At 37.0% G+C, this 20,399-nt stretch carries 19 protein-coding genes; 12 read left to right on the top strand and 7 right to left on the bottom strand.

Features of this window, described 5'->3' with window-relative positions; translation table 11 throughout:
* The first annotated feature begins 320 nt into the window (after positions 1–320).
* The 6 genes from ACIP9C_RS01665 to ACIP9C_RS01640 all read left to right on the top strand — a co-directional run bounded on the left by ACIP9C_RS01665 (position 321) and on the right by ACIP9C_RS01640 (position 4,431).
* Positions 321–650: a hypothetical protein gene (locus ACIP9C_RS01665; RefSeq protein WP_401008052.1), complete on the top strand. Its 330-nt coding sequence runs from the start codon at positions 321–323 to the stop codon at positions 648–650.
* A 42-nt stretch (positions 651–692) separates the two neighbouring features.
* Entirely contained in the window at positions 693–1,199 is a 507-nt protein-coding gene (locus ACIP9C_RS01660; RefSeq protein WP_401008050.1) for a hypothetical protein, read from the top strand.
* A gap of 337 nt (positions 1,200–1,536) precedes the next feature.
* Positions 1,537–2,154 carry a pyroglutamyl-peptidase I gene (locus ACIP9C_RS01655; protein WP_401008048.1) on the top strand — a complete coding sequence of 206 codons (618 nt, stop codon included), beginning with the start codon at positions 1,537–1,539 and terminating at the stop codon, positions 2,152–2,154.
* Positions 2,135–2,833, top strand: coding sequence for a 5-oxoprolinase subunit PxpB (gene pxpB, locus ACIP9C_RS01650; RefSeq protein WP_401008047.1), 699 nt, complete (start codon positions 2,135–2,137; stop codon positions 2,831–2,833). The genes ACIP9C_RS01655 and pxpB overlap by 20 nt, the downstream gene beginning before the upstream one ends.
* Before the next feature lie 3 nt (positions 2,834–2,836).
* Positions 2,837–3,694 (top strand): 5-oxoprolinase subunit C family protein, encoded by an 858-nt coding sequence (locus ACIP9C_RS01645; RefSeq protein ID WP_401008044.1) that lies wholly within the window; start codon positions 2,837–2,839, stop codon positions 3,692–3,694.
* A gap of 2 nt (positions 3,695–3,696) precedes the next feature.
* On the top strand, positions 3,697–4,431 hold the full coding sequence (locus tag ACIP9C_RS01640; RefSeq protein ID WP_401008042.1) for a 5-oxoprolinase subunit PxpA: 735 nt from the start codon (positions 3,697–3,699) through the stop codon (positions 4,429–4,431).
* A 119-nt stretch (positions 4,432–4,550) separates the two neighbouring features.
* Here ACIP9C_RS01640 and ACIP9C_RS01635 read toward each other — a convergent pair whose 3' ends face one another.
* Both ACIP9C_RS01635 and ACIP9C_RS01630 read right to left on the bottom strand, forming a co-directional pair.
* On the bottom strand, positions 4,551–4,871 hold the full coding sequence (locus ACIP9C_RS01635) for a DUF4183 domain-containing protein (RefSeq protein WP_401008040.1): 321 nt from the start codon (positions 4,869–4,871) through the stop codon (positions 4,551–4,553).
* Positions 4,872–4,895: 24 nt separating this feature from the next.
* On the bottom strand, positions 4,896–5,327 hold the full coding sequence (locus ACIP9C_RS01630) for a DUF4183 domain-containing protein (protein WP_401008037.1): 432 nt from the start codon (positions 5,325–5,327) through the stop codon (positions 4,896–4,898).
* 364 nt (positions 5,328–5,691) lie between these two features.
* On the opposite strand from ACIP9C_RS01630, the gene ACIP9C_RS01625 reads away from it, so the two are divergent.
* From ACIP9C_RS01625 to ACIP9C_RS01610, 4 genes are all read left to right on the top strand, one after another.
* Complete coding sequence (locus ACIP9C_RS01625; protein ID WP_401008035.1) at positions 5,692–9,303, top strand: dynamin family protein; 3,612 nt, start codon at positions 5,692–5,694, stop codon at positions 9,301–9,303.
* 10 nt (positions 9,304–9,313) lie between these two features.
* Positions 9,314–10,123, top strand: a complete 810-nt coding sequence (locus ACIP9C_RS01620; protein WP_401008032.1) for a sulfurtransferase — start codon at positions 9,314–9,316, stop codon at positions 10,121–10,123.
* Between the two features lie 153 nt (positions 10,124–10,276).
* The gene (locus ACIP9C_RS01615) at positions 10,277–11,107 is read left to right on the top strand and encodes an MBL fold metallo-hydrolase (RefSeq protein ID WP_401008029.1); all 831 of its coding nucleotides are present in this window, start codon (positions 10,277–10,279) and stop codon (positions 11,105–11,107) included.
* A gap of 642 nt (positions 11,108–11,749) precedes the next feature.
* Positions 11,750–12,952 carry an NAD(P)-dependent malic enzyme gene (locus ACIP9C_RS01610; RefSeq protein ID WP_401008027.1) on the top strand — a complete coding sequence of 401 codons (1,203 nt, stop codon included), beginning with the start codon at positions 11,750–11,752 and terminating at the stop codon, positions 12,950–12,952.
* A gap of 61 nt (positions 12,953–13,013) precedes the next feature.
* On the opposite strand, the gene ACIP9C_RS01605 is transcribed toward ACIP9C_RS01610, so the two are convergent.
* From ACIP9C_RS01605 to gdhA, 3 genes are all read right to left on the bottom strand, one after another.
* Complete coding sequence (locus ACIP9C_RS01605) at positions 13,014–13,667, bottom strand: YIP1 family protein (protein WP_401008024.1); 654 nt, start codon at positions 13,665–13,667, stop codon at positions 13,014–13,016.
* A 250-nt stretch (positions 13,668–13,917) separates the two neighbouring features.
* Positions 13,918–14,604 (bottom strand): phosphoribosylaminoimidazolesuccinocarboxamide synthase, encoded by a 687-nt coding sequence (locus ACIP9C_RS01600; protein WP_025219181.1) that lies wholly within the window; start codon positions 14,602–14,604, stop codon positions 13,918–13,920.
* A gap of 243 nt (positions 14,605–14,847) precedes the next feature.
* Complete coding sequence (gdhA, locus tag ACIP9C_RS01595) at positions 14,848–16,221, bottom strand: NADP-specific glutamate dehydrogenase (RefSeq protein WP_401008021.1); 1,374 nt, start codon at positions 16,219–16,221, stop codon at positions 14,848–14,850.
* 186 nt (positions 16,222–16,407) lie between these two features.
* On the opposite strand from gdhA, the gene ACIP9C_RS01590 reads away from it, so the two are divergent.
* Together ACIP9C_RS01590 and ACIP9C_RS01585 are read left to right on the top strand one after the other, a co-directional pair.
* Positions 16,408–16,881, top strand: coding sequence for a YaiI/YqxD family protein (locus ACIP9C_RS01590; RefSeq protein ID WP_401008020.1), 474 nt, complete (start codon positions 16,408–16,410; stop codon positions 16,879–16,881).
* Entirely contained in the window at positions 16,871–18,190 is a 1,320-nt protein-coding gene (locus ACIP9C_RS01585) for a D-serine ammonia-lyase (protein WP_401008018.1), read from the top strand. Before ACIP9C_RS01590 ends, ACIP9C_RS01585 begins: the two co-directional genes overlap by 11 nt.
* A 72-nt stretch (positions 18,191–18,262) precedes the next feature.
* On the opposite strand, the gene ACIP9C_RS01580 is transcribed toward ACIP9C_RS01585, so the two are convergent.
* Together ACIP9C_RS01580 and ACIP9C_RS01575 are read right to left on the bottom strand one after the other, a co-directional pair.
* On the bottom strand, positions 18,263–19,420 hold the full coding sequence (locus tag ACIP9C_RS01580) for a pyridoxal-phosphate-dependent aminotransferase family protein (protein ID WP_401008015.1): 1,158 nt from the start codon (positions 19,418–19,420) through the stop codon (positions 18,263–18,265).
* A gap of 233 nt (positions 19,421–19,653) precedes the next feature.
* Positions 19,654–20,142, bottom strand: a complete 489-nt coding sequence (locus ACIP9C_RS01575; protein WP_401008013.1) for a hypothetical protein — start codon at positions 20,140–20,142, stop codon at positions 19,654–19,656.
* Between the last annotated feature and the right edge of the window lie 257 nt (positions 20,143–20,399).

Genomic DNA, 20,399 nt, shown 5'->3' with positions numbered 1-20,399 from the left:
AGGACGAAATTTATATTATATTAATGAGAATGATTTTCAAAATCAGTTAATTCATGCTACAGCATTCATTGCTTTAGCTTACTATTTATAAGAAAAGGAGCGGTCAGCAATGACATTCGTATTGATCGGAGCAACAGTTGCTATTTATATTGGAGTGGGGAAATACGTCATGAAACAGGCGACTGCACATTTAAAATAATAGCGCTTTCGTTAGTGTTCTTGTTTTCAACATTTTTTACTATAAATGAATATATACCTAAAGAGTATGACCTGCGTCATACTCTTTAATTAACGTAAAAATTTCAGGAGTGGAGTTATTTATGGATTCATTATGTAATTGTAAAGAACTTGTGCAAATAAAAGTGGAAGCAGATTTTGGTTCTGATCCGTTATGGTGTAAGGTTTGTGGCTTTAATTTGGATATGGATACAATGGAGATTTCTCATTCTTTAAAGTTAGAGTTAAGATCATGGATAAATGATTATGGCGTTTGGATAAATTGGGACTCTGATAGCTTAATTGTTGGAGGTGAAAATTTAGAAAAGCAACATAATGAATTGGGGCTAAAACTAACAGAAAAAGTGATGAGTGAATTAAAAAATAAAAAAATTGTATTTCAACCTTCTTCAATGTATTTGGATAGTAATTAAATAGAAAGGAATACTCTAAATGAAAAGGTAATTGTTCATTTAATGGTTTTTACTCTTTTATTTGCTACTATTGGGACAACTGTAAGTTATGCTAATGATGAAGAAGTTTTTGATGAAGATGATTACATAGTTGATGACCATGAGGGTGTTGAAGGTTTTGATTGGGCGATATTTCTGGATGATTCGGATGATAATGAAGGTTCTGACAATGATTCGGTAGAATCTCAAATTCAAGCAAGGGCTCTTCCTTTTGTACCTATTGTTATTGGGGTCGTAATAAGATTAGTTGCCAAATGGGTAGGAAAACAGGCTGTAAAGAAAGTATCTAAGCATGCAGCTGAAAGAGCTGCTGAAAGAGCTATTACTGAGAGACATTTTGCATCCGCAATGGCATATGGAACAAAATATGTAGATAAAAATAATGGAGCAAAAATTCTTTATCATTCTCCAACTCAAACTACTTTAGTACTTGATAAAGCTGGAGATGTGGTAGTGACTTCTTATAAGCAACAAGTTCCTAAAGAAGTTTGGATAAAGAAAAATTGGTGAACAACAATTGATTACTATAATCTATAGAATTCTATTTTCTAAAATCCGAGAGTATGACCTGCGTCATACTCTTTTATTTATGGAATTTTACAATTTGCGGCTTCAATTTGGATATGAATAAAATGAGCAATCAATAGTTTAATAGATAAGAATAAAATTCAGAAAAATAAAATTACTTCATAGCATGTAGAGCATTTGTTGCCGTTGTTTGTTAGAATTGAAAAGAAAATTCCTCTTCAACAAGAAGCCATGCAATCAGTTGTATCTACTAAAGTAAAAAACAAAATAAAAATGGATGGGCATAAAGCTACATCCAATAGAAATTTAGGTGATGAAAATGACAAAAATATTATTAACTGGATTTGTACCATTTTTAGAATATAAAATTAATCCTACTATGCAAATTGTTGAATATTTAAACGGGAGTATGATGGACGACTATGAAATTGTGGGACGTACACTATCCGTAGATTTTCAGCAATCCGCACAGCAGTTGAAACAATATATTGCAGATATAAAGCCTGAAATTATTATTTCATTAGGATTAGCTGGAGGGCGTTTTAAAATAACACCAGAGCGAATTGCCATTAACGTTAAAGATGGAGAGCCAGATAACAATGGCTATACACCTGTAGATGAAAGCATATATGATGGTGGTGAGGATGCCTATATGACAAATTTACCTATCCGAAGTATGGTTGATCGATTATGTAAAGAAGGATATCCTGCAGAAATTTCAAATACCGCGGGTACCTATTTATGCAATAACATCATGTATGAAGGGCTAGTTTATGCAACGCAACATGAAGGTATTCGTGCTGGATTTATTCATATTCCTGCATCTTTTGAATTAGCTATACAGCATGGCAAAATACCAGGTTGGAATATGCAAGATTTAATAACTTGCATTAAGCTTTGTATCGAGGAAACAATTCATGCAACAACAAGTAATTGAGTTTCCTCATACAATGTGGATTAGTCGACACACAATCCGTTTTGCTTTTAATGAAGTAATATCACAAGATAATTTTCATATTGTGCAAAAGTTTAGTGGTTTTCTTAAAAAAGTACTACATTCAAATCTTATTGAAAGTGTTGCTAGCTATCATACTGTTACAGCATATGTTAAAGACAAAATTGATTTAGTTTTTTTACAAGAACAATGGCTTTTAATGCAAATTACCTCTCAAGTTGATGAAGTGACAAATCGCCAGCTACAAATTCCAGTTTGTTATGATGAGGAATTCGCTTTGGATATGTACCGTGTGATGGATTATACAGGTTTATCATTTGAGGACATAAAAAAAATACACCTGTCTAAAACATATAGTGTCTATTTAATCGGCTTTTTACCTGGGTTTCCTTACTTAGGTGATCTAGATAGTAAATTATTTGTACCTCGATTAAAAAAGCCACGTAATTTCGTATCTGCAAGTTCTGTAGGCATTGGAGGGTTTCAGACAGGAATTTATCCTCTCGATTCACCAGGTGGCTGGAATATTATCGGTAAGACGCCATTTAATTTATTTGATATTCATGGGAAAGACATTTTTATCTTCTCTCTTGGTGATCAAGTACAATTTTATGAAATTACCAAACTGGAGTTTTTAGAAATAAAATGTAAAGGAGTGTAGCAAATGAAGCCACTTCTTATTGTTAAAAAACAAGGTGTTTATGGGAGCCTGCAAGATCAAGGGAGATACGGCTATCGTGCGTATGGTATTCCTCTATCTGGGCCAATGGACAAAATTTCATTTAGAGTTGCCCATAATATTTTAAATAATGAGAAAGACCAAACGTCATTTGAAATGTTTATAGGTGGTTTTGAATTTCAAGCTTTAAATGAGGGAACTTATGTATTGACTGGCGCAACTTGTAATTGTTTATTAAATGGTAGCCCTATCGAAATGTGGAAAACCTTTCAATTAATAAAGGGAGATATCTTATCAATAAAAAGTGTCAACCATGGCTCTATTGTATATCTAACGGCAAAAGGTGGATTTCAAACAGATTCAATACTTGGCAGTAAGTCATGCTTACCAATCGTTGGTAATGCGATAAATGTGGGAAGTATCTTATATGGACAGAGCGGAGAGACATTACGTTTTACAAGAGGACTATATGAACCTTTTCGACCTATATATAATACGGCTATGACCGTAAGGATTTTTAAAGGTCCTCATTTTGACTTATTTACAGAAGAGAGTAAACTACAATTTTTAAAGAGCTCCTATCAGTTTGCTGGTGGAAATCGTATGGGCTATTATTTCAAAGGTAACGTCCTACATCTAAAAAACAAAAAAGACATTCTTTCAGAAGCGACCCAATATGGGACAATTCAAGTGCCACAAAGTGGTGAGCCTATTGTTTTAATGGCAGATGCCCAAACGGTTGGCGGCTATCCAATCATTGCAACAATACACGAAGATGATTTACATAAAGTTGCTCAAATGCGTATGTTTAACACAATAAGATTTGCATTAGTGGAGGAATAGATATGCCAATTGATATTAATTGCGATATGGGTGAAAGTATGGATGCTTTTACATTAGAAAAAAATGAAGAAATTTTAGACTATGTGACGTCAATCAATATTGCCTGTGGTTATCATGCAGGGAATCATACAATTATGCATAAGACTGTACGAAATGCCATCCGAAAAAACGTTCTTATTGGAGCTCATCCGGGATATCCTGATCTTCAAGGATTTGGCCGACGGGATATGGATTTTAGTGCAGATGAAATATATAATATGATCGTTTATCAAGTAGGAGCTTTGCAAGCATTTGTTTCAGTGGAAAAAGGAATACTTCATCATGTGAAGCCACATGGGGCGCTCTATAATCAAAGTGCTAATAATATAGAAAAAGCAACAGCTATTGTCAATGCAGTATATGATATTAATCCAACTTATGTTTTATATTGTTTGGCTGGTAGCGAAATGGTGAAAATTGCAAAGAAGAAGGGTTTACCAGTATACGAGGAAGTTTTTTCAGATCGTAATTACAATGAAGACGGTACGTTAGTTAGTCGAGATGACGCAAATGCGTTAATTCAAACGGAGGAAGAAATGTTCGTTCATGTCAAAAGTATATTGACTTCGAATGAAGTGATGTCGGTGCAACAAAAGAGAATCAAAATTTCTGCACAAACATTATGTATACATGGTGATGGCCCACATGCACTAGCCTATGCAAAAAAAATTTATGAATTAAGAAAACAAATAGGATAAGTGAATAGGATGATGGATGCTCTAAAGTATGCTTTACATTAAGTTAGAGCATCCATATTCAACTACTTTATTGCTCATTTAATTGCAAAAGATACATGCATGCTAAAAATTTACGTTAATTAAAGAGTAGTCGATAATTCAACGGCTTCAATAATAATTGGGGTGCCAGCAGCAATAGAAGCTGTAACGGTGTTAAATGTTAATTCTGTTGAGGAAACAGTATAGGCATCACCTTCCTGTAGCACACCATTTATATATAAATTATAGTATCCGTTAATTACGATTGGGAAAGCAGTTGCAGCACTACCGCTGTCCGTTAAAAAAGATGTTGCAGCGATAGTAGTACCATCTGTAATTGCTAATGGTGTGGCTAAAATGTTGAAAAATCTTGTTGATGTGCAATAAACATTGACATTAAGGTTAATAATGGAAAGCGCCACTTACGTTCACCTCCTTTCAAAGATTTAATGTACTTCGTTAAAAAATCCAATCGATTCAATAATAATGGGTGTCCCTCTATAAATTATTGAGTTATCAGCTTGTATGAATAGAGAAGTCGGTGTTACTGAATAAATTCCACCCTCCTGCATTACAGCATTAATAAAAAGATTTACATAGCCATTCGGATGGACGGTGGAAAATTCCGTTACGTTAACTCCATTGTCATCTGAAAATAGGTTAGCAACTAGAGTGGCCCCGTTCGTCAACTGAATATCGGATGTCGCTAAATAGAAATATCTGTGGACTTTGGGGATAATCGTATTATTAGAAATAATAGTGGGAGAAGGTACAGTAATAGGGGCGTTACGAGCTATTATACGGGGCCATATAAACCTATCTTCAACATTACATAACTGCTCAATCTTTTGAAAATTTTTATTTTTCACCATACTCATTCACTCCATTTATTTGTTTGTGCCCCTTACTCCTATCTTCTTGAATTTTGTGCTTTCAAATATTAATTGAAGTGTACAATTATGTTGGTATTATTATTCAGCTTTTCATAGTTCGCTATCCTTCTAAAATATGAAAAAAAACACAAGAAACTTAGTTATGCATCCATTGTGAAGGTAAATGTAGTAGATTTTTTTAGAACAATCGTGCAATGTCATTTTGGATAAACATTACTTTGTTGACGAATATTACGTCTGAAACCTTGATATATATGCTTTTCAAAGTAAATTAGTGTTATACTTTGCATATCTAATAAGGTAGAATACTAATTGTGAATAATTAAAAGGGTAAAGGGGTTTACGTTTTATGAAAGAATTTGAACAACAACTGGAAGGGCTTTTAAAGCAAGCTTCGTTACAATACATAATATATCAGCATAACGGTGATACAGAGCGGATGGATAAGACGTCACTATTTGCACGTAAATTACAACAAAAAGAGTATGTCATTGGCTTTGCTGGCCATTTCTCTGCTGGTAAATCAAGTATGATTAACGCTTTATCTGGTGAGAATTTACTTGCTTCCAGTCCGATTCCGACGAGTGCTAATATCGTAAAGGTCCATAAATCCGAAGAGGATTTTGCCATTGTCTATATGCACAATGAAAAGCCAGTTAAGTTTGAAGCAGGGTATGATTTTAAAACCGTAAAAGAGCTTAGTAAAAATGGGGATCTTGTATCGCAAATTGAAATTGGTCATAGTGCGTCTACATTACCAATTGGTGTAACGGTGATGGATACACCAGGTGTAGACTCAACAGATGATGCGCACCGCATGTCTACCGAATCAGCACTCCATATTGCAGATATTGTATTCTATACAATGGACTATAATCATGTTCAATCGGAATTGAACTTTCAATTCACTAAACAATTAATGAAATACAATCCAAATGTCTATTTAATCGTTAATATGATTGATAAGCATAAGGAAAATGAATTAAGCTTTGACGAATTTAAAGCAACTGTCCACAATTCGTTCTCTGCATGGGGCGTAGAGCCAAAGGGTGTGTTTTTCACTTCTTTAAGAGAGCCAGAGCATCCAAATAATGATTTTGAAGCTGTTAAAAAAATCGTCATGGATAGTATGAACGATTGGCAAGATCAGCTTGTTCATACAGCGACAAATACGCTGCGTTTATTGCAAAGCGAGCATGACAATTATTTAATGGAAGAAAAGCAAGATCGTTTAGAAATCGATGAGGACATATTGAGTGCAGATGATTGGGCACACCATCAGGATATATTAGAGCAATATAATAAATTAAGTCGTCAAGTAGAATTATTCTCAGTGGAAGCTTGGAATGAAACTTTCGAAGAAGAACGTAAAGAATTACTTGCGAATGCGGCAATAATGCCAGCAGATGTACGTGATAAATTACGTCTTTACTTAGAAAGTAAGCAGGAAGGGTTTAAAGTAGGCGGTTTATTTTCAGCAAAGAAAAAAACCGAAGAGGAACGCAATCGTCGTAAAGAGGATGCGTATAGTGCCTATCAAACAGTTGTCCATGCACAAATTACAGGTCACTTAAAAGCACTAATGAAAAAAGCATTAAAAGATGTCGGTGCTTTAAGTGAAGAACGCGCACAAGCAGTGGATGCCTATGTGTTTGATTTACCATTTTCATTGATTGAACAACAAGTGCAAGTCGGGGCAATATTAACTGGAGATGCAGTTCTTAATTTTGCCAACCGTGTTGCCGAGGCAACAAAGCGTTATTTTATTCAAGAAACAGATGTCTGGAAAGAAGCACAAGCAACAACGTTACAAGCTGTTGCAACTGAAACCGCTGCTCCATCTAAGTTGAAAATGGCTGGGATGCAAGCGAAAGTAGATGCCATTCAAGCAGTGCTAGAAATCGAAGGCTATCAGCAATATAGTGCAGGTGTAATGCATCAAGCAAGCAATGAAATTCGGAAAGAAGCGAATTATCAGCTCGAAGTTTGGGATAAAGCGTTTGAGCAAGACTTGGCTGATATTCGAATATTCGACGACTCTATGTTAAAGCCAAAGGAAGAGATCGTGCAGCAAGAGGAAGCGCAGCAGGCGGTAAGTGCTGCGAGCTTGCCAATTGATGGTGTTATTAAGCGTGCATTGCATACAGCAAATGCAGTAAAAGAAGTACAAGGCTTTGCTGAAGTAGCAAGTTATTTAGAAAACAAAGTAGAGCGATTACAGAAAAAAGATTTTACGATTGCATTATTCGGTGCGTTTAGTGCTGGGAAATCTTCATTCTCTAATGCACTAATGGGTGCAAAAGTACTGCCTGTATCACCTAACCCAACAACAGCAGCAATAAATAAAATTCGACCAGTGACACCAGAGCATCCTCATGAAACAGCAGATGTCCAGTTAAAAAATGCTGCACAAATGCTTGAGGATATCCAGGGTTCTTATGCGGCAATTGGTTTAACCGTTAGTTCATTAGAAGAAGCATTTAACCGAGCTGATGAAGGGCTTGCGGTACAGCTTACAGATGAGCGATTAAATGTGCATAAATCGTTTATCCGTGCATTCAAAGAAGGCTATCCAACATTTAAATCAGAACTTGGTCAAGTGCTACGTGTGGAGCGAGAAGAATTTGAAAAATTTGTAGCACAAGAAAATAAATCTTGCTTTGTAGATAATATCGACTTCTATTATGATAGTCCGCTAACACGTATGGGTGTCACGCTCGTTGATACGCCAGGAGCAGATTCAATCAATGCACGTCACACGGGGGTTGCTTTTGAATATATTCGTAATGCAGATGCCATTTTATTTATTACGTACTATAATCATGCATTTGCGAAAGCTGACCGTGAGTTCTTAATCCAATTAGGCCGTGTCAAAGATGCATTTGAACTGGATAAAATGTTCTTTATCGTCAATGCAATTGATTTGGCAACAACAGAAGAAGAGCAAGAAGATGTCAAAGGCTATGTTCGTTCGGAATTACAACGCTTTGGCATTCGCTTCCCTCGTCTATACGGGGTATCAAGCTTAATGGCTTTAAAAGAAAAAGTAGAGGGCGGGTCATTTGCATCTGGTATGCCTCCGTTTGAGGATGCTTTCCATACATTCTTAAATGACGAACTAAGTGCATTAGCAGTGCAAGCTCTTGCTGAGGAAGTTGATAAAACAGAGCAACGTTTAGGGGATTTAATTGCTCAAACAGAGGAAAACTTAAAACGTAAAGATGAACGTTTGGCGGAGCTAACAACGCTTGAACAGCACGTTAAATCTAAGTTTAATGCGTTAAATACTAGCATGATGGAAAGTGAGACAAAGCAGGAACTAGATGAGTTATTGTATTACGTCTTACAGCGTGTCTATTATCGCTACCCTGAATTCTTTAAGGAAGGCTATAATCCTTCAACATTTGCCGCCATGCCTGCACAACAAGCGTTAGAACATGCGTTGAAAGAAGTGTTACAAAGCTTACGTTTTGACTTTACACAGGAAATGCGCGTTACAAACTTCCGCTTATCACAATTTATTAGTAAGAAAATGCAACTGCGCTTTAAAGATGAAGTACGTGAGTTGAAAGAAATGAACCGTAGTTTCTCGTTTTTAGCATTTGAATCATCAGAACCAGATTTACTAGCATTTGAAGGTCCGTTTGCTGAAATTTCAAAATATGCAAGTGTGAAATCGCATTTCCGCAATCAAAAAGCATTCTTTGAGAAAAATGAAAAAATGAAGCTAAGTGAAGCGTTAGAAGCATTAACAAAACCGGATGCACAAAACTATTTAGATGGACAAAAAGTATCGCTAATGACTTGGGCAATTACCTTTATCAGTGAGGAAGCAGAAAGATTACGTCTGCATATATACCATCAGGCATTAGAGCAAATCGCTACTGAACGACTTGCATTACAAGAAGAAAGTCGACTAGCATCGTGGAAATCAATTTACGCACAACTACAATACGCATGAGGTGATTCACATGGGAAAAGTATTCAAAACAGTTGAGGAAATTCAAGTTGATAATGTTCGTTTTGTGGATGCTCGCTATGATTTACAGAACAAAGATTCAGGGAAACAAGCATTTGAAGCAGGTCATGCACCTGGTGCCGTGTACCTAGATTTAGAGCAGGATTTATCGGATATGACAAGTGAAAATGGCCGTCATCCGATGCCATGTAAGGAAAAGCTAACGTCAGTATTTCAAGAATTAGGCCTCCGCTATGAGGATCAAATTGTCGTTTACGATCAGGGGGCATCACCGTTCGCACCCCGCGCTTGGTGGATGCTAACGTATGCAGGCTTCCCGAATGTCGTAATTGTCAACGGAGGTGTGGCAGCGCTTGAAAACAAAGTGACGTTCACAAAGGATATTGTCAAATATGCCCCAACGACAATCGACTTTAATTGGCAAGAGCATCTTTATGCTCCACGCGAAGCAGTGAAGGCCATTGTAGATGGAGCGCAGTCAGCAACGCTATTAGATGCTCGTGCCGCTGCTCGCTACCGTGGTGAGGTTGAACCACTTGATAAAGTAGCTGGCCATATTCCAACTGCTAAAAACTTTGATTGGGAGCAATTAAAGGTAGAAAATACACTACAAGCCAATGATGCGCTGCGTGCAAAAGTGGCACATGATGAACATATTGTTGTGTATTGTGGTAGTGGAGTCACAGCATCACCGCTCTATGCAGTGCTAGCAGATGAAGGCTACGAAAATATTCAGCTCTATACAGGTAGCTTCAGTGACTGGATTACAGCTTATGATGTAGAAACAGGAACAAATGAATAATTGAAAATAACAAACGCTCACTTTAGTGGGCGTTTTTTTCTTTCTTCAAGATAGAATGGCTAGTCCGTGTAACAAATGGTAACATACGCCAAAAAATGACTCGCTATTCATTTTGTGCTACACTTTTTTTACAAAGGGTAAGGGGGAGAAAATATGTTTAAACTCGAGAAAAGCATTGATATTGAACAGAATGATGATGTGCGATATGCGCATGGGAAGGTAGCTGTTCAAGGTATTGGCATGAGTGTGTATAGCTTTTATGTGGATGGCTTACTAATTGATACGGGTTCGAACTCACTTACAGAGGAGTTTCAATCATTTTTTCGAGAGCTGCCGATTGAACAAGTTGCCTTGACTCATTCGCATGAGGATCATTCAGGAAATGCTGCATGGATTCAGCAACATATGGGTGTTCCTATTTATGTTCATCATGAGTCAGTTGCGGATTGTGCAGAAGATGGAAACTATCAGTTGTATCGTCAAGCGCTATGGGGACAGCGACCAGCGTTTATTGCACAGCCGTTCAGTGAGACGCTTGAAACAAAATCGGCTACATGGGATATTATTGCTACGCCAGGACATACAACGGATCATTTGTCTTTTTATAATCGTGCAACAGGTGCCATGTTTACAGGTGATTTATATATTCAAACGAAAACTAAGGTTGTACTTGATGAGGAAAATGTTGTACATACTTTGGCATCGTTAAAAAAACTACTACATTATGATTTTGAAAAGGTCTATTGCTGCCATGCAGGTTATCTAGCAGATGGTCGGGCAAAAATTATCGAAAAAATTGCCTATTTAGAAGAGCTGGAGGAAGAAGTTCGGAAGCTCTATGAACGTGGCTACTCAGTCGATGATATAACAAAAGCAATCTTTCGAAGAGATTACCCGATTACTAAAGTATCGGGAGAACAATGGTCGTCCAAACATATTATTACGGCTTTTACGAATCAATTTATGCAAGAGTCTTTACGCTAAAGTATGTTGATTCCGTAGCGAGCGGACGCTTTCCAAGTGCATACAGTAAGCCGCAATTCTAGCTAAAGCATGGTTTGTTGTGTCTTATATTTTGTGCGTTCCAGCAGGAGTTGCCGCTCTCCACTCCAATCAACTGAATAAAACATAATGAGTTGAGCAGCCTTTTGTCAACACGCAAAGAGTCCTTATGCTAAGGTCTCTTTTTTTATGTTTTTTAGGTGAAGTATGGGAAACTATCACTTTTTGCTTGAGAGGAAACGTTTGTACGTAAAATATTTTCGGTAAAATAATAAAAATGTTTGTGAAAAAATGTGAAGAAAATGTGGCAAAGATAGTTGTAGCAATGGATGCGCTTACATACGTTTGTGAAATTCTTCTCATTTACTGTAGAAAAATACTATGTGAAAAGTTGAACAGGCTTAGTGCCGATATAAGTACATTCTGGTAAAGGAAAAAGAGGTTGTTTGTTATTTCGATATAATAGATTGTGAAATGCATAACAAAACAAAATTTTGTAATTATCGACGAATAACGTTGATTTATCAAAGAAAATTTCGCTTTTTGAGTTATTTTCATTGACTGTAATTTCACAAAGTATTATGATTCTGACATACAATAAAAACAAAAAAAGGGGCGGGTAGAATGGATATTATGAAAAAGGCGTTAGATATGCATGCGCATTATAGTGGGAAATTAGAGGTGGTTTCAAAGGTTCCTGTACAAGACTCATATGATCTTAGCCTTGCGTATTCACCAGGTGTAGCGGCACCATGTATAGAAATAGAGAAAAATCCATCTCTTGTGTACGACTATACAATGAAGGGCAATATGGTTGCAATTGTTTCTGATGGTACTGCAGTGTTAGGTTTAGGGGATATTGGACCGAAGGCAGCACTACCTGTTATGGAAGGAAAGGCGATTTTATTAAAGCGTTTTGCCAATGTTGATGCTTTTCCAATTTGTTTAGATACAAAAAGTACAGATGAAATCGTCAGCATTGTGAAGGCGCTTGCGCCAACATTTGGTGCTGTTAATTTAGAAGATATTTCAGCACCGCGTTGCTTTGAAATTGAAGATCGCCTACGTCAAGAATGCGATATTCCAGTATTTCATGATGATCAACATGGTACAGCAATTGTTGTAGGAGCGGGCATGATTAATGCGAATCGAATCGTTAAAAAAGATGTTGCGACGATGAAAGTAGTCATTAATGGTGCGGGTGCAGCAGGTATCGCCATTTTACGTATTCTCGTGCAAATGGGATATAAAAATATTTATATGTGCGATACAAAAGGGATTATTTATGAAGGTCGCGCGGAAGGTATGAACCCGATTAAAGAGGCAGTTGCACATTTAACTAATCCAGAAAAAATTCATGGTACGTTGGAAGACGCACTTGTAGGTGCAGATGTCTTTATCGGCGTGTCTGTTGCAAATTTATTAACAGAAGCACATATTACATCTATGAATGATAATCCGGTTGTCTTTGCATTAGCAAACCCGAATCCAGAGATTACGTATGAAAACGCTAAAGCTTGGGGCGTTCGTATTATGGGTACTGGACGTTCAGACTATCCAAATCAAATCAATAATGTGCTAGCTTTCCCAGGAATTTTCCGTGGAGCTTTAGATGTCCGTGCAACAGATATTAATGAGGATATGAAGTTAGCGGCAGTAGAAGCCATTGCTTCCCTTGTTAGTGATGCAGAATTAACGGAGGAATATATTGTGCCGAAATCATTAGATGAGCGTGTTGTAGAAATTGTTTCACGTGCTGTCAGTGGGGCTGCTGTTGCTTCTGGTGTATCTGAGTTATTCCAGCAACAAACGGTACTTTCTGTTTAATTGTTAGAAAGTTGTTTTAGACGAAAAAATCTCCCGCTCTCAATTGAGAGGGGAGATTTTTTTACATCATGCCGATACCAATCAGACCGATAAAGAGCACAACAATAAGTACAAAGACAATGATTCCTCCTATGATAGAAGGAATAAAGATTGTAAAGAATGCTTTCCAATTCGAGATTTGATGTGCTTCCGCTACAACAGCCACTGTCGTCACAAAGGACCAAACACCAACAACAGCTGTCAAGAGCATTGTCGGCCAAAAGATCCAAGGGGCAGACCCTATAAAGTTAGTATCCATTAAAGATTCTGGAGAAGTGAATAACCAAATCAAATAGAAAGGAACGACAACGATAAATGGAACAGCAGTTAAGCTCAATGCTTTAAACATGTCGGAATACGTAGCAGTACCTTTAAATAATTTACCAACCAACCAGAAAATAAGGGTAGAAAAGGCTGTACCGATAATTGCAGCGATTGGCGCTAAAATCACACAAAATAGCACGATAATCCAAGGGGATACGTCTAGTAAAAAATTACTATCTATAAGGCCTGAAAGCAAAGAACCAATATAACCGATGGACATGACAAGAATTGCATAACCGATAGATTTAGCATCAATCATGTAGCGTGCTGTTTGCTTTGGATGCATCCAAGTAGACAGAAACGGATTAACTTTAGGCCTTTCTTGTTGCGTTGTTTCATTATAGTTTTCCATTAAACTACCTCCTGAGATGATAAGATTGTTTCTACTCAATATACGAGTGAAGTTGTGAAAGGTTTCAAAAATTGTCTTAAATGGGACCAAATTTTTTCGACCAACGTATTCGAGCTTAAATGAAAGTAGTACGTATAGCTACAGGGAATTATCGGTAATTTATAACAGTGAGATGTTTTGCAAAAAGAATATAAACAAAAAACCTTCTAAGCAAATGAATTACTTAGAAGGGGATTAGCTATTAGTGCTATTAGTCTGCTAACATAATTTTTTCAAGCTCTAATGGCTCGATGTATTGTTCGCCTTTGTATGCACGCATATTACCACCAGAAATTTCATCAATTAATAATATTTCATTTGTTTGTGCATCACGGCCGAATTCTAATTTAATATCGTAAAGCGTTAAGCCTTTTTTTGCTAGCTCTGCACCGACAAATTTAGAAATTTCAATTGTTCGTTGTTTTAAAATTGCATATTCTTCATGTGTTAACAGGTTTAACATTGCTAAAGCATCTTCAGAAATTGGAGGATCTAGACGATCGTCATCTTTGATTGTTACCTCAACGAAAGAATCTAAAGGTTGTCCTTCTTGTACATAAGCACCATAGCGACGTAGGAAAGAGCCAACAGCTTTGAAGCGGCAAATGACTTCTAAACCCTTGCCGAAAACTGTTGCGGGCTTTACAGTCATTGTAGCATCGTCGAAGTTTGCATCTACGTAGTGAGTAGGGACACCTTGTTCGTTTAGTTTTGAGTAGAAATAAGAAGTTAAGCGAAGACCAGCTAGGCCAGCACCATCAATTGTTAAACCTACAGTATTTGCACCAGGGTCAAATACGCCATTTTCTCCAGTTACATCATCTTTAAATTTTAATAAGTAATGACCATCTTCTAACTTAAAAACATTTTTCGTTTTACCTGTATACAATAATTCCACAAAAAACCCTCCAATATTTCATAGTACTCTATAATTATAACACGAATGTTTATAATGTTTAATATAAAAATCGTTCGTTATAATCTTATTTATGATTATTTTTTTACCTGTTTTATACAAAAAAATAAGATGATAACGAATATTCGCTATCATCTTATGTGAAATTAAGAAAATAAAAGATTTTAATAAAGGATTCTAGTTACTAGATGGTAGAATAACCGAATAAATTGTATCAAGGGTTATTTAATAGATACCTTCAGAAAGCATTCCATCAGCAACTTTTATAAAGCCGGCGATGTTAGCCCCAACGACTAGGTTTCCTGGATAGCCATATTTGTCAGCAGCAGCTTTACTATCTGCATAAATATTTTTCATAATTTGGTGTAACTTCGCATCTACTTCTTCAAATGACCAGAATACACGGCTAGAATCTTGTGCCATTTCTAGTGCTGATACCGCCACGCCACCAGCATTAGCTGCTTTAGCAGGTCCAAATAATACACCAGCGTTTAAAAATTCGTTAATTGCTTCAAGGTCAGAAGGCATATTGGCACCTTCACCGATTGCTTTTACACCATTTGAAATTAATGTACGAGCCGCGTCGCCGTTGATTTCGTTTTGTGTTGCACATGGTAGCGCAATATCACATGGAATAGACCAAATTCCTGTACAACCTTCTGTAAATGTAGCATTTGGACGGTAGTCGACGTAAGTTGATATACGGTCACTTTTTACTTCTTTAATTTCTTTAATGACATCAAGATCTAATCCTTCTGCATCATAGATATAGCCTGAAGAATCAGAGCAAGCAACAACTTTTGCACCGTATGCCTGAGCTTTTTCAATTGCATAAGTTGATACATTCCCAGAACCAGAAACAACAACAGTTTTACCGTCAAATGAATCATTTACGTCTTTTAACATTTCTTCAACAAAGTATACAGTACCGTAACCAGTTGCTTCTTTACGAGCTAAAGAACCACCGTAACCAGGCGTTTTACCTGTTAATACTCCAGATTCGTTTGCTTTTGTAATGCGCTTGTATTGACCCCATAAATAACCTACTTCACGAGCACCTACACCGATATCACCAGCAGGAACATCGACATCTGGACCAATATGACGGTATAATTCAGTCATGAATGCTTGGCAGAAACGCATGATTTCTGAATCGGATTTACCTTTTGGATTAAAGTTAGATCCACCTTTACCACCACCGATTGGTTGACCAGTTAATGCGTTTTTAAAGATTTGCTCAAAGCCCAAAAACTTAATAATAGATTCGTTTACTGAAGGGTGGAAGCGAAGCCCGCCTTTATAAGGCCCCATGACGTTGCTGTACTGTACACGATAACCACGGTTTACTTGCACTTGGTTGTTATCATCTTGCCATGCTACACGGAATGAAATGATGCGATCTGGCTCAACGATACGAGAAAGAATATTTGCCTTAATATATTCAGGGTGTTGTGCAAATACAGGCACTAATGAAATGAAAATTTCTTCAGCTGCTTGTAAAAACTCCGCTTGATGACTGTTTTGGTTTTTCAGTTGCTCGAATACGCCGTCAACGTATTCTTTTGCTAATTGATCGTTCTTTACAGTTGTTGTTGTCATATTGAAAACCTCCAATTTATTGATAGGTGTATCGTATATCTATTTTTCACACTATTCAATAAAATACTTTTTCCAAGTGGAATAAGTTTGTGAAAAAATGAGCAATCGAGGTCTGGAAAATGTTATATCGAAATAATATATAGGTGCTGGATTCATCTAATTATGAGAAAGGAATGATGCTTTATTGTGAAGGTATTAATTGACGCTGATGCCTGTCCAGTCGTGGATTTAGCGCTATCTATATCATCTGAGTTTGAGATTGAAACTATCTTGTTTTGCGATACATCACACCGTATTGAACGTGATAATGTAATAACAATTATTGTGCCGAAGGGACCCGATTCGGTTGATTTCACGCTAGTGAATGCGCTTTCAAAACACGATATTGTGATTACGCAGGATTACGGTTTAGCAGCCATGGTTTTGGCACGAGGAGGGTATCCAATCGATCAAAATGGTAGGGAAATGTCTAGTGAAAATATCGAACGTTTGCTCGATATGCGCCATGTTGGTCAGAAGATTAGACGTGCAGGCGGACGAACCAAGGGACCTAAAAAAAGAACGAAAGAAAACAATATGTTGTTCGAATTGAAATTTCGACAAATTTGTGAACGAGCAATTTTAGCACAAAAAATGGAGGGATCTGCAGATGGAAAATAAACTGAAAAACGAATTATTTCACCTATATCCGGAACTAGAAAAGATTAAAAATAGGGATACTGTTTTTTGGGAAAATACAAAGTGGGTGAAAAAAGCGAGTACTCCTCTCTTTTCTATAGAGGAGGTTGAGGATGCGGAAGAAACGCTAAAACGCTTTTCTTCCTATTTAATTATCGCATTTCCTGAACTAGTAGAAAGCAAAGGACTGATTGAGTCCTCTATTCAACAGATTGATGAAATGAAGCTAGCACTTGAAAAAGAGTTCCAAATATCGATTCCCGGTCAAATATTTTTGAAATGTGATCATGCGCTACCTATTTCGGGTTCAATCAAGGCGCGAGGTGGTATCTATGAAGTACTAAAACATGCCGAGCGATTGGCAATTGCGAATGGTAAGTTGAAAGTAGATGATGACTATGCAGTGTTTGCCACAGAAGAACTACGAACGTTCTTCCAGCAATACACAATTGCGGTAGGCTCAACAGGAAATCTAGGTCTTAGTATCGGCATAATGGGCAAAAAACTAGGGTTCAATGTCGTTGTACATATGTCGAGTGACGCAAAGGAATGGAAAAAGGCATTATTAAGAGAAAAAGGGGCAACGGTCATTGAATATGAGGCGGATTATAGTGTAGCTGTAGAGCACGGAAGACAGGAAGCTTCGCAAAATCCAATGTGCCATTTTATTGATGATGAGAATTCAAAAGATTTATTTGCGGGCTATGCAGTAGCGGCGAAGCGCTTAAAAGTCCAATTAATAAAGGCAAATATTCAAGTGGATGATGCCCATCCATTGTTCGTGTATTTACCATGTGGTGTTGGTGGGGGACCTGGTGGAGTTGCTTATGGTTTACGAGAATTGTTTGGGGAGCATGTTCATATTTTCTTTGCTGAACCAACCGCTTCACCGTGTATGACAATTGGGCTCATGACGGGCTTACATGATGAAATTAGTGTAGAAGATATCAGCTTGGATAATAAAACAGAAGCAGATGGTTTAGCTGTGGGACGTGCTTCAAAATTCGTTGGCAAAGTGATGGAAACATATATTAGCGGCTGTTATACAGTGAAAGATGAAGAATTGTTTACTTCACTCGGTTTAGCCATGGACAGCGAACGGTTATTTTTAGAACCATCTGCACATGCGGGAATGTTCGGACCGATTCAGTTGTTGAACAATGGGCGAGATTATTTAGAGAAGCATCAGTTATTAGATACAATGGAGCAAGCTACACATCTTGTCTGGGCAACAGGGGGCAGTATGGTGCCACAGGAGATGCGTGAGGAATATTTTAAAAAACTTGTTTGATAGTTTCATATAGTAAAAATAGACTGCTGATTGATTTTATCGTCAGGCAGTCTATTTTTGTTAAAACATGTGTTAATTATGCTGTGCCGCTAAAAACACTTTATGTGCTGCGTTAACACCTGCACCTGGCTCAAAGTCGTAAGAAAAGTCTTGTAGTGCCGCCTCCATTAAAGAAACCGCTTGTAAAACATCACTAGGGAAGCAGTAGCCCATATGGCCAAATCTGAAAATTTCTCCTTGTAAATGACCTAATCCACCCGCAAAATCTAGGTGATATCTTTGTTTAAGATGTGTCAGAAACTCACCTAATGCAATACCTTTAGGAGCCATAATTGCAGTAATTGTAGGCGACGCGTATTCGTCGGCTGTCAAAAGCTCAATATTAAGTGCTTTCATTGCACTGCGGACCATATTTTTCATCAGTTCATGACGGGCAACAGTTTGAGAAAACCCACCTTCTTGTTCAATAAGTTTACACACCTCATGTAGACCATAAATTAGTGTAATGGCAGGGGTATTTGGTGTCATACCTTTCTGTGCCCAATCGCGATAGCTTAATAAATTCAGGTAATAAGATGGTGCATGATTTTCTTCAATGACTTTCCATGCCTTGTCGCTTACACAAACGAGAGAAAGTCCAGGTGGAAGCATCATAGCCTTTTGTGAGCCTGTTACGAGAATATCAATGCCCCATGCATCCATTTCAGCAGGAGCACCACCAATACAGCTTACGCCATCAACAATTACTAACGCATCACTTTCTTCACGAACAACCTGTGCTAATTCTTCAATTGGATTTAAAATACCTGTTGAAGTTTCATTATACGTAACAAAAACGGCTTTAATATTTTGCAAAGGTTGTAAAAAGTTACGTAACTCTTCTGCTGTGCATGCTTGTCCCCATTGTTTTGCAAGCTTATGTACGTTAAAGCCATATTTTTCACAAATCGAAACGAAGTAATCCCCAAAAGCGCCTACCGTAATGACTACAACATCCTCACCTGCACAAACTGTATTGACAGCGGCAGCTTCTAATGCTGCTGTACCACCAGATGGAAGCAATAAGATGTCCTGCTTAGTGCCGAAAATAGGTTTAACGAGCTCAGTTGTTTCACGATATAGCTCCACAAATTCATTGCTTCGATGGCTGAAGATATCTCGGTTCATCGCAAGCTGAACTTTTTTTGGAATAGGTGTCGGTCCTGGATGTCTTAAAATATTTTCATACATAATTAAAAATCCCCTTTGCTTTGAAAGTTAGAAAGTCTAAATTTTCTAACTATAATATAGCATATCCAACATAATTTCTAACTTCTTTTTTGAAAAATATTGGAAAGATGAGGAAAAAGCGCTTGGTAAAATAAATTGTATAAGATAAGAATAGAAGAGCTTACTTAAGTAAAAAAAATCCTCTTTCAGTCTTTTAAACGAAAGAGGATATATAGGACTATAAACGCTGAAATTTATACTATGAATGGGCGTTTCATTCGCATTAAGCCGTAAATGGCAAAGAATAAGCCGCCAGTAATAATTGATAAAATCATATAAAGAACAGCTTTGCTAGTATCTCCAGTCCAACGATATAAGAGACGATAGGAGTAATAAATCCAATAGCAAAACATAACGAGTGACGCGATAACACCGACAGCAGGAATAAACGAAACGATAAATAATCCTGCATAAATTAAGGTCGTTTTTTTCGCTGCAGCACGAATTGTCACATCATCTTCACCGTTAGCAGTTAGTAAGAATAGGCTGTAAATGTTTATAATAGGAATCCAAGCGATATAAGCTATATCGCTAAAGCCATTTGTTTTCGACGTCATAAAATAAATTAGAGCATTAACAATATACCCAATAATTAATATTACAAAAAATATTAAAAAGAACACAACCATGAAGCCACCGAAGACTGCATCATAATCACTATAATACGGATCATAATAATTCATCAAAAAACCTCCCTTTCAACAGATTTAATAATTAACTTAGGATGGAAAATCCATAACAATTCCCAAGAAATTTTTAGCAATATTCCGAGATGAATAAACTAAATATTTCAGAGAACATTAAATCACTTTATGAATTCATCCAGTTTTTCATGCTATGTAAAAAAAATACGTTTAATTTAGAAAATATTGGTATAATTATAGGGTGGATGATTTGTGCTTTGACTTACCAATCTAGTTGTGGGACGGTATGAAATAAA

Origin of the sequence: Lysinibacillus sp. NPDC093210 (genome assembly GCF_044753985.1) — a bacterium.
Lineage (GTDB): Bacteria > Bacillota > Bacilli > Bacillales_A > Planococcaceae > Lysinibacillus.
Note: the sequence above shows the minus strand (reverse complement) of the source record. Positions and strands in the feature narration are given on the sequence as shown.

What these genes read in the sequence shown, in the direction of transcription:
- ACIP9C_RS01665 (WP_401008052.1), top strand. Translation starts at nt 321, where the DNA reads ATGGATTCATTATGTAATTGTAAAGAACTTGTGCAAATAAAAGTGGAA.
- ACIP9C_RS01660 (WP_401008050.1), top strand. Translation starts at nt 693, where the DNA reads ATGGTTTTTACTCTTTTATTTGCTACTATTGGGACAACTGTAAGTTAT.
- ACIP9C_RS01655 (WP_401008048.1), top strand. Translation starts at nt 1,537, where the DNA reads ATGACAAAAATATTATTAACTGGATTTGTACCATTTTTAGAATATAAA.
- pxpB (WP_401008047.1), top strand. Translation starts at nt 2,135, where the DNA reads ATGCAACAACAAGTAATTGAGTTTCCTCATACAATGTGGATTAGTCGA.
- ACIP9C_RS01645 (WP_401008044.1), top strand. Translation starts at nt 2,837, where the DNA reads ATGAAGCCACTTCTTATTGTTAAAAAACAAGGTGTTTATGGGAGCCTG.
- ACIP9C_RS01640 (WP_401008042.1), top strand. Translation starts at nt 3,697, where the DNA reads ATGCCAATTGATATTAATTGCGATATGGGTGAAAGTATGGATGCTTTT.
- ACIP9C_RS01630 (WP_401008037.1), bottom strand. Translation starts at nt 5,327, where the DNA reads ATGAGTATGGTGAAAAATAAAAATTTTCAAAAGATTGAGCAGTTATGT.
- ACIP9C_RS01625 (WP_401008035.1), top strand. Translation starts at nt 5,692, where the DNA reads ATGAAAGAATTTGAACAACAACTGGAAGGGCTTTTAAAGCAAGCTTCG.
- ACIP9C_RS01620 (WP_401008032.1), top strand. Translation starts at nt 9,314, where the DNA reads ATGGGAAAAGTATTCAAAACAGTTGAGGAAATTCAAGTTGATAATGTT.
- ACIP9C_RS01615 (WP_401008029.1), top strand. Translation starts at nt 10,277, where the DNA reads ATGTTTAAACTCGAGAAAAGCATTGATATTGAACAGAATGATGATGTG.
- ACIP9C_RS01610 (WP_401008027.1), top strand. Translation starts at nt 11,750, where the DNA reads ATGGATATTATGAAAAAGGCGTTAGATATGCATGCGCATTATAGTGGG.
- ACIP9C_RS01605 (WP_401008024.1), bottom strand. Translation starts at nt 13,667, where the DNA reads ATGGAAAACTATAATGAAACAACGCAACAAGAAAGGCCTAAAGTTAAT.
- gdhA (WP_401008021.1), bottom strand. Translation starts at nt 16,221, where the DNA reads ATGACAACAACAACTGTAAAGAACGATCAATTAGCAAAAGAATACGTT.
- ACIP9C_RS01585 (WP_401008018.1), top strand. Translation starts at nt 16,871, where the DNA reads ATGGAAAATAAACTGAAAAACGAATTATTTCACCTATATCCGGAACTA.
- ACIP9C_RS01580 (WP_401008015.1), bottom strand. Translation starts at nt 19,420, where the DNA reads ATGTATGAAAATATTTTAAGACATCCAGGACCGACACCTATTCCAAAA.
- ACIP9C_RS01575 (WP_401008013.1), bottom strand. Translation starts at nt 20,142, where the DNA reads ATGAATTATTATGATCCGTATTATAGTGATTATGATGCAGTCTTCGGT.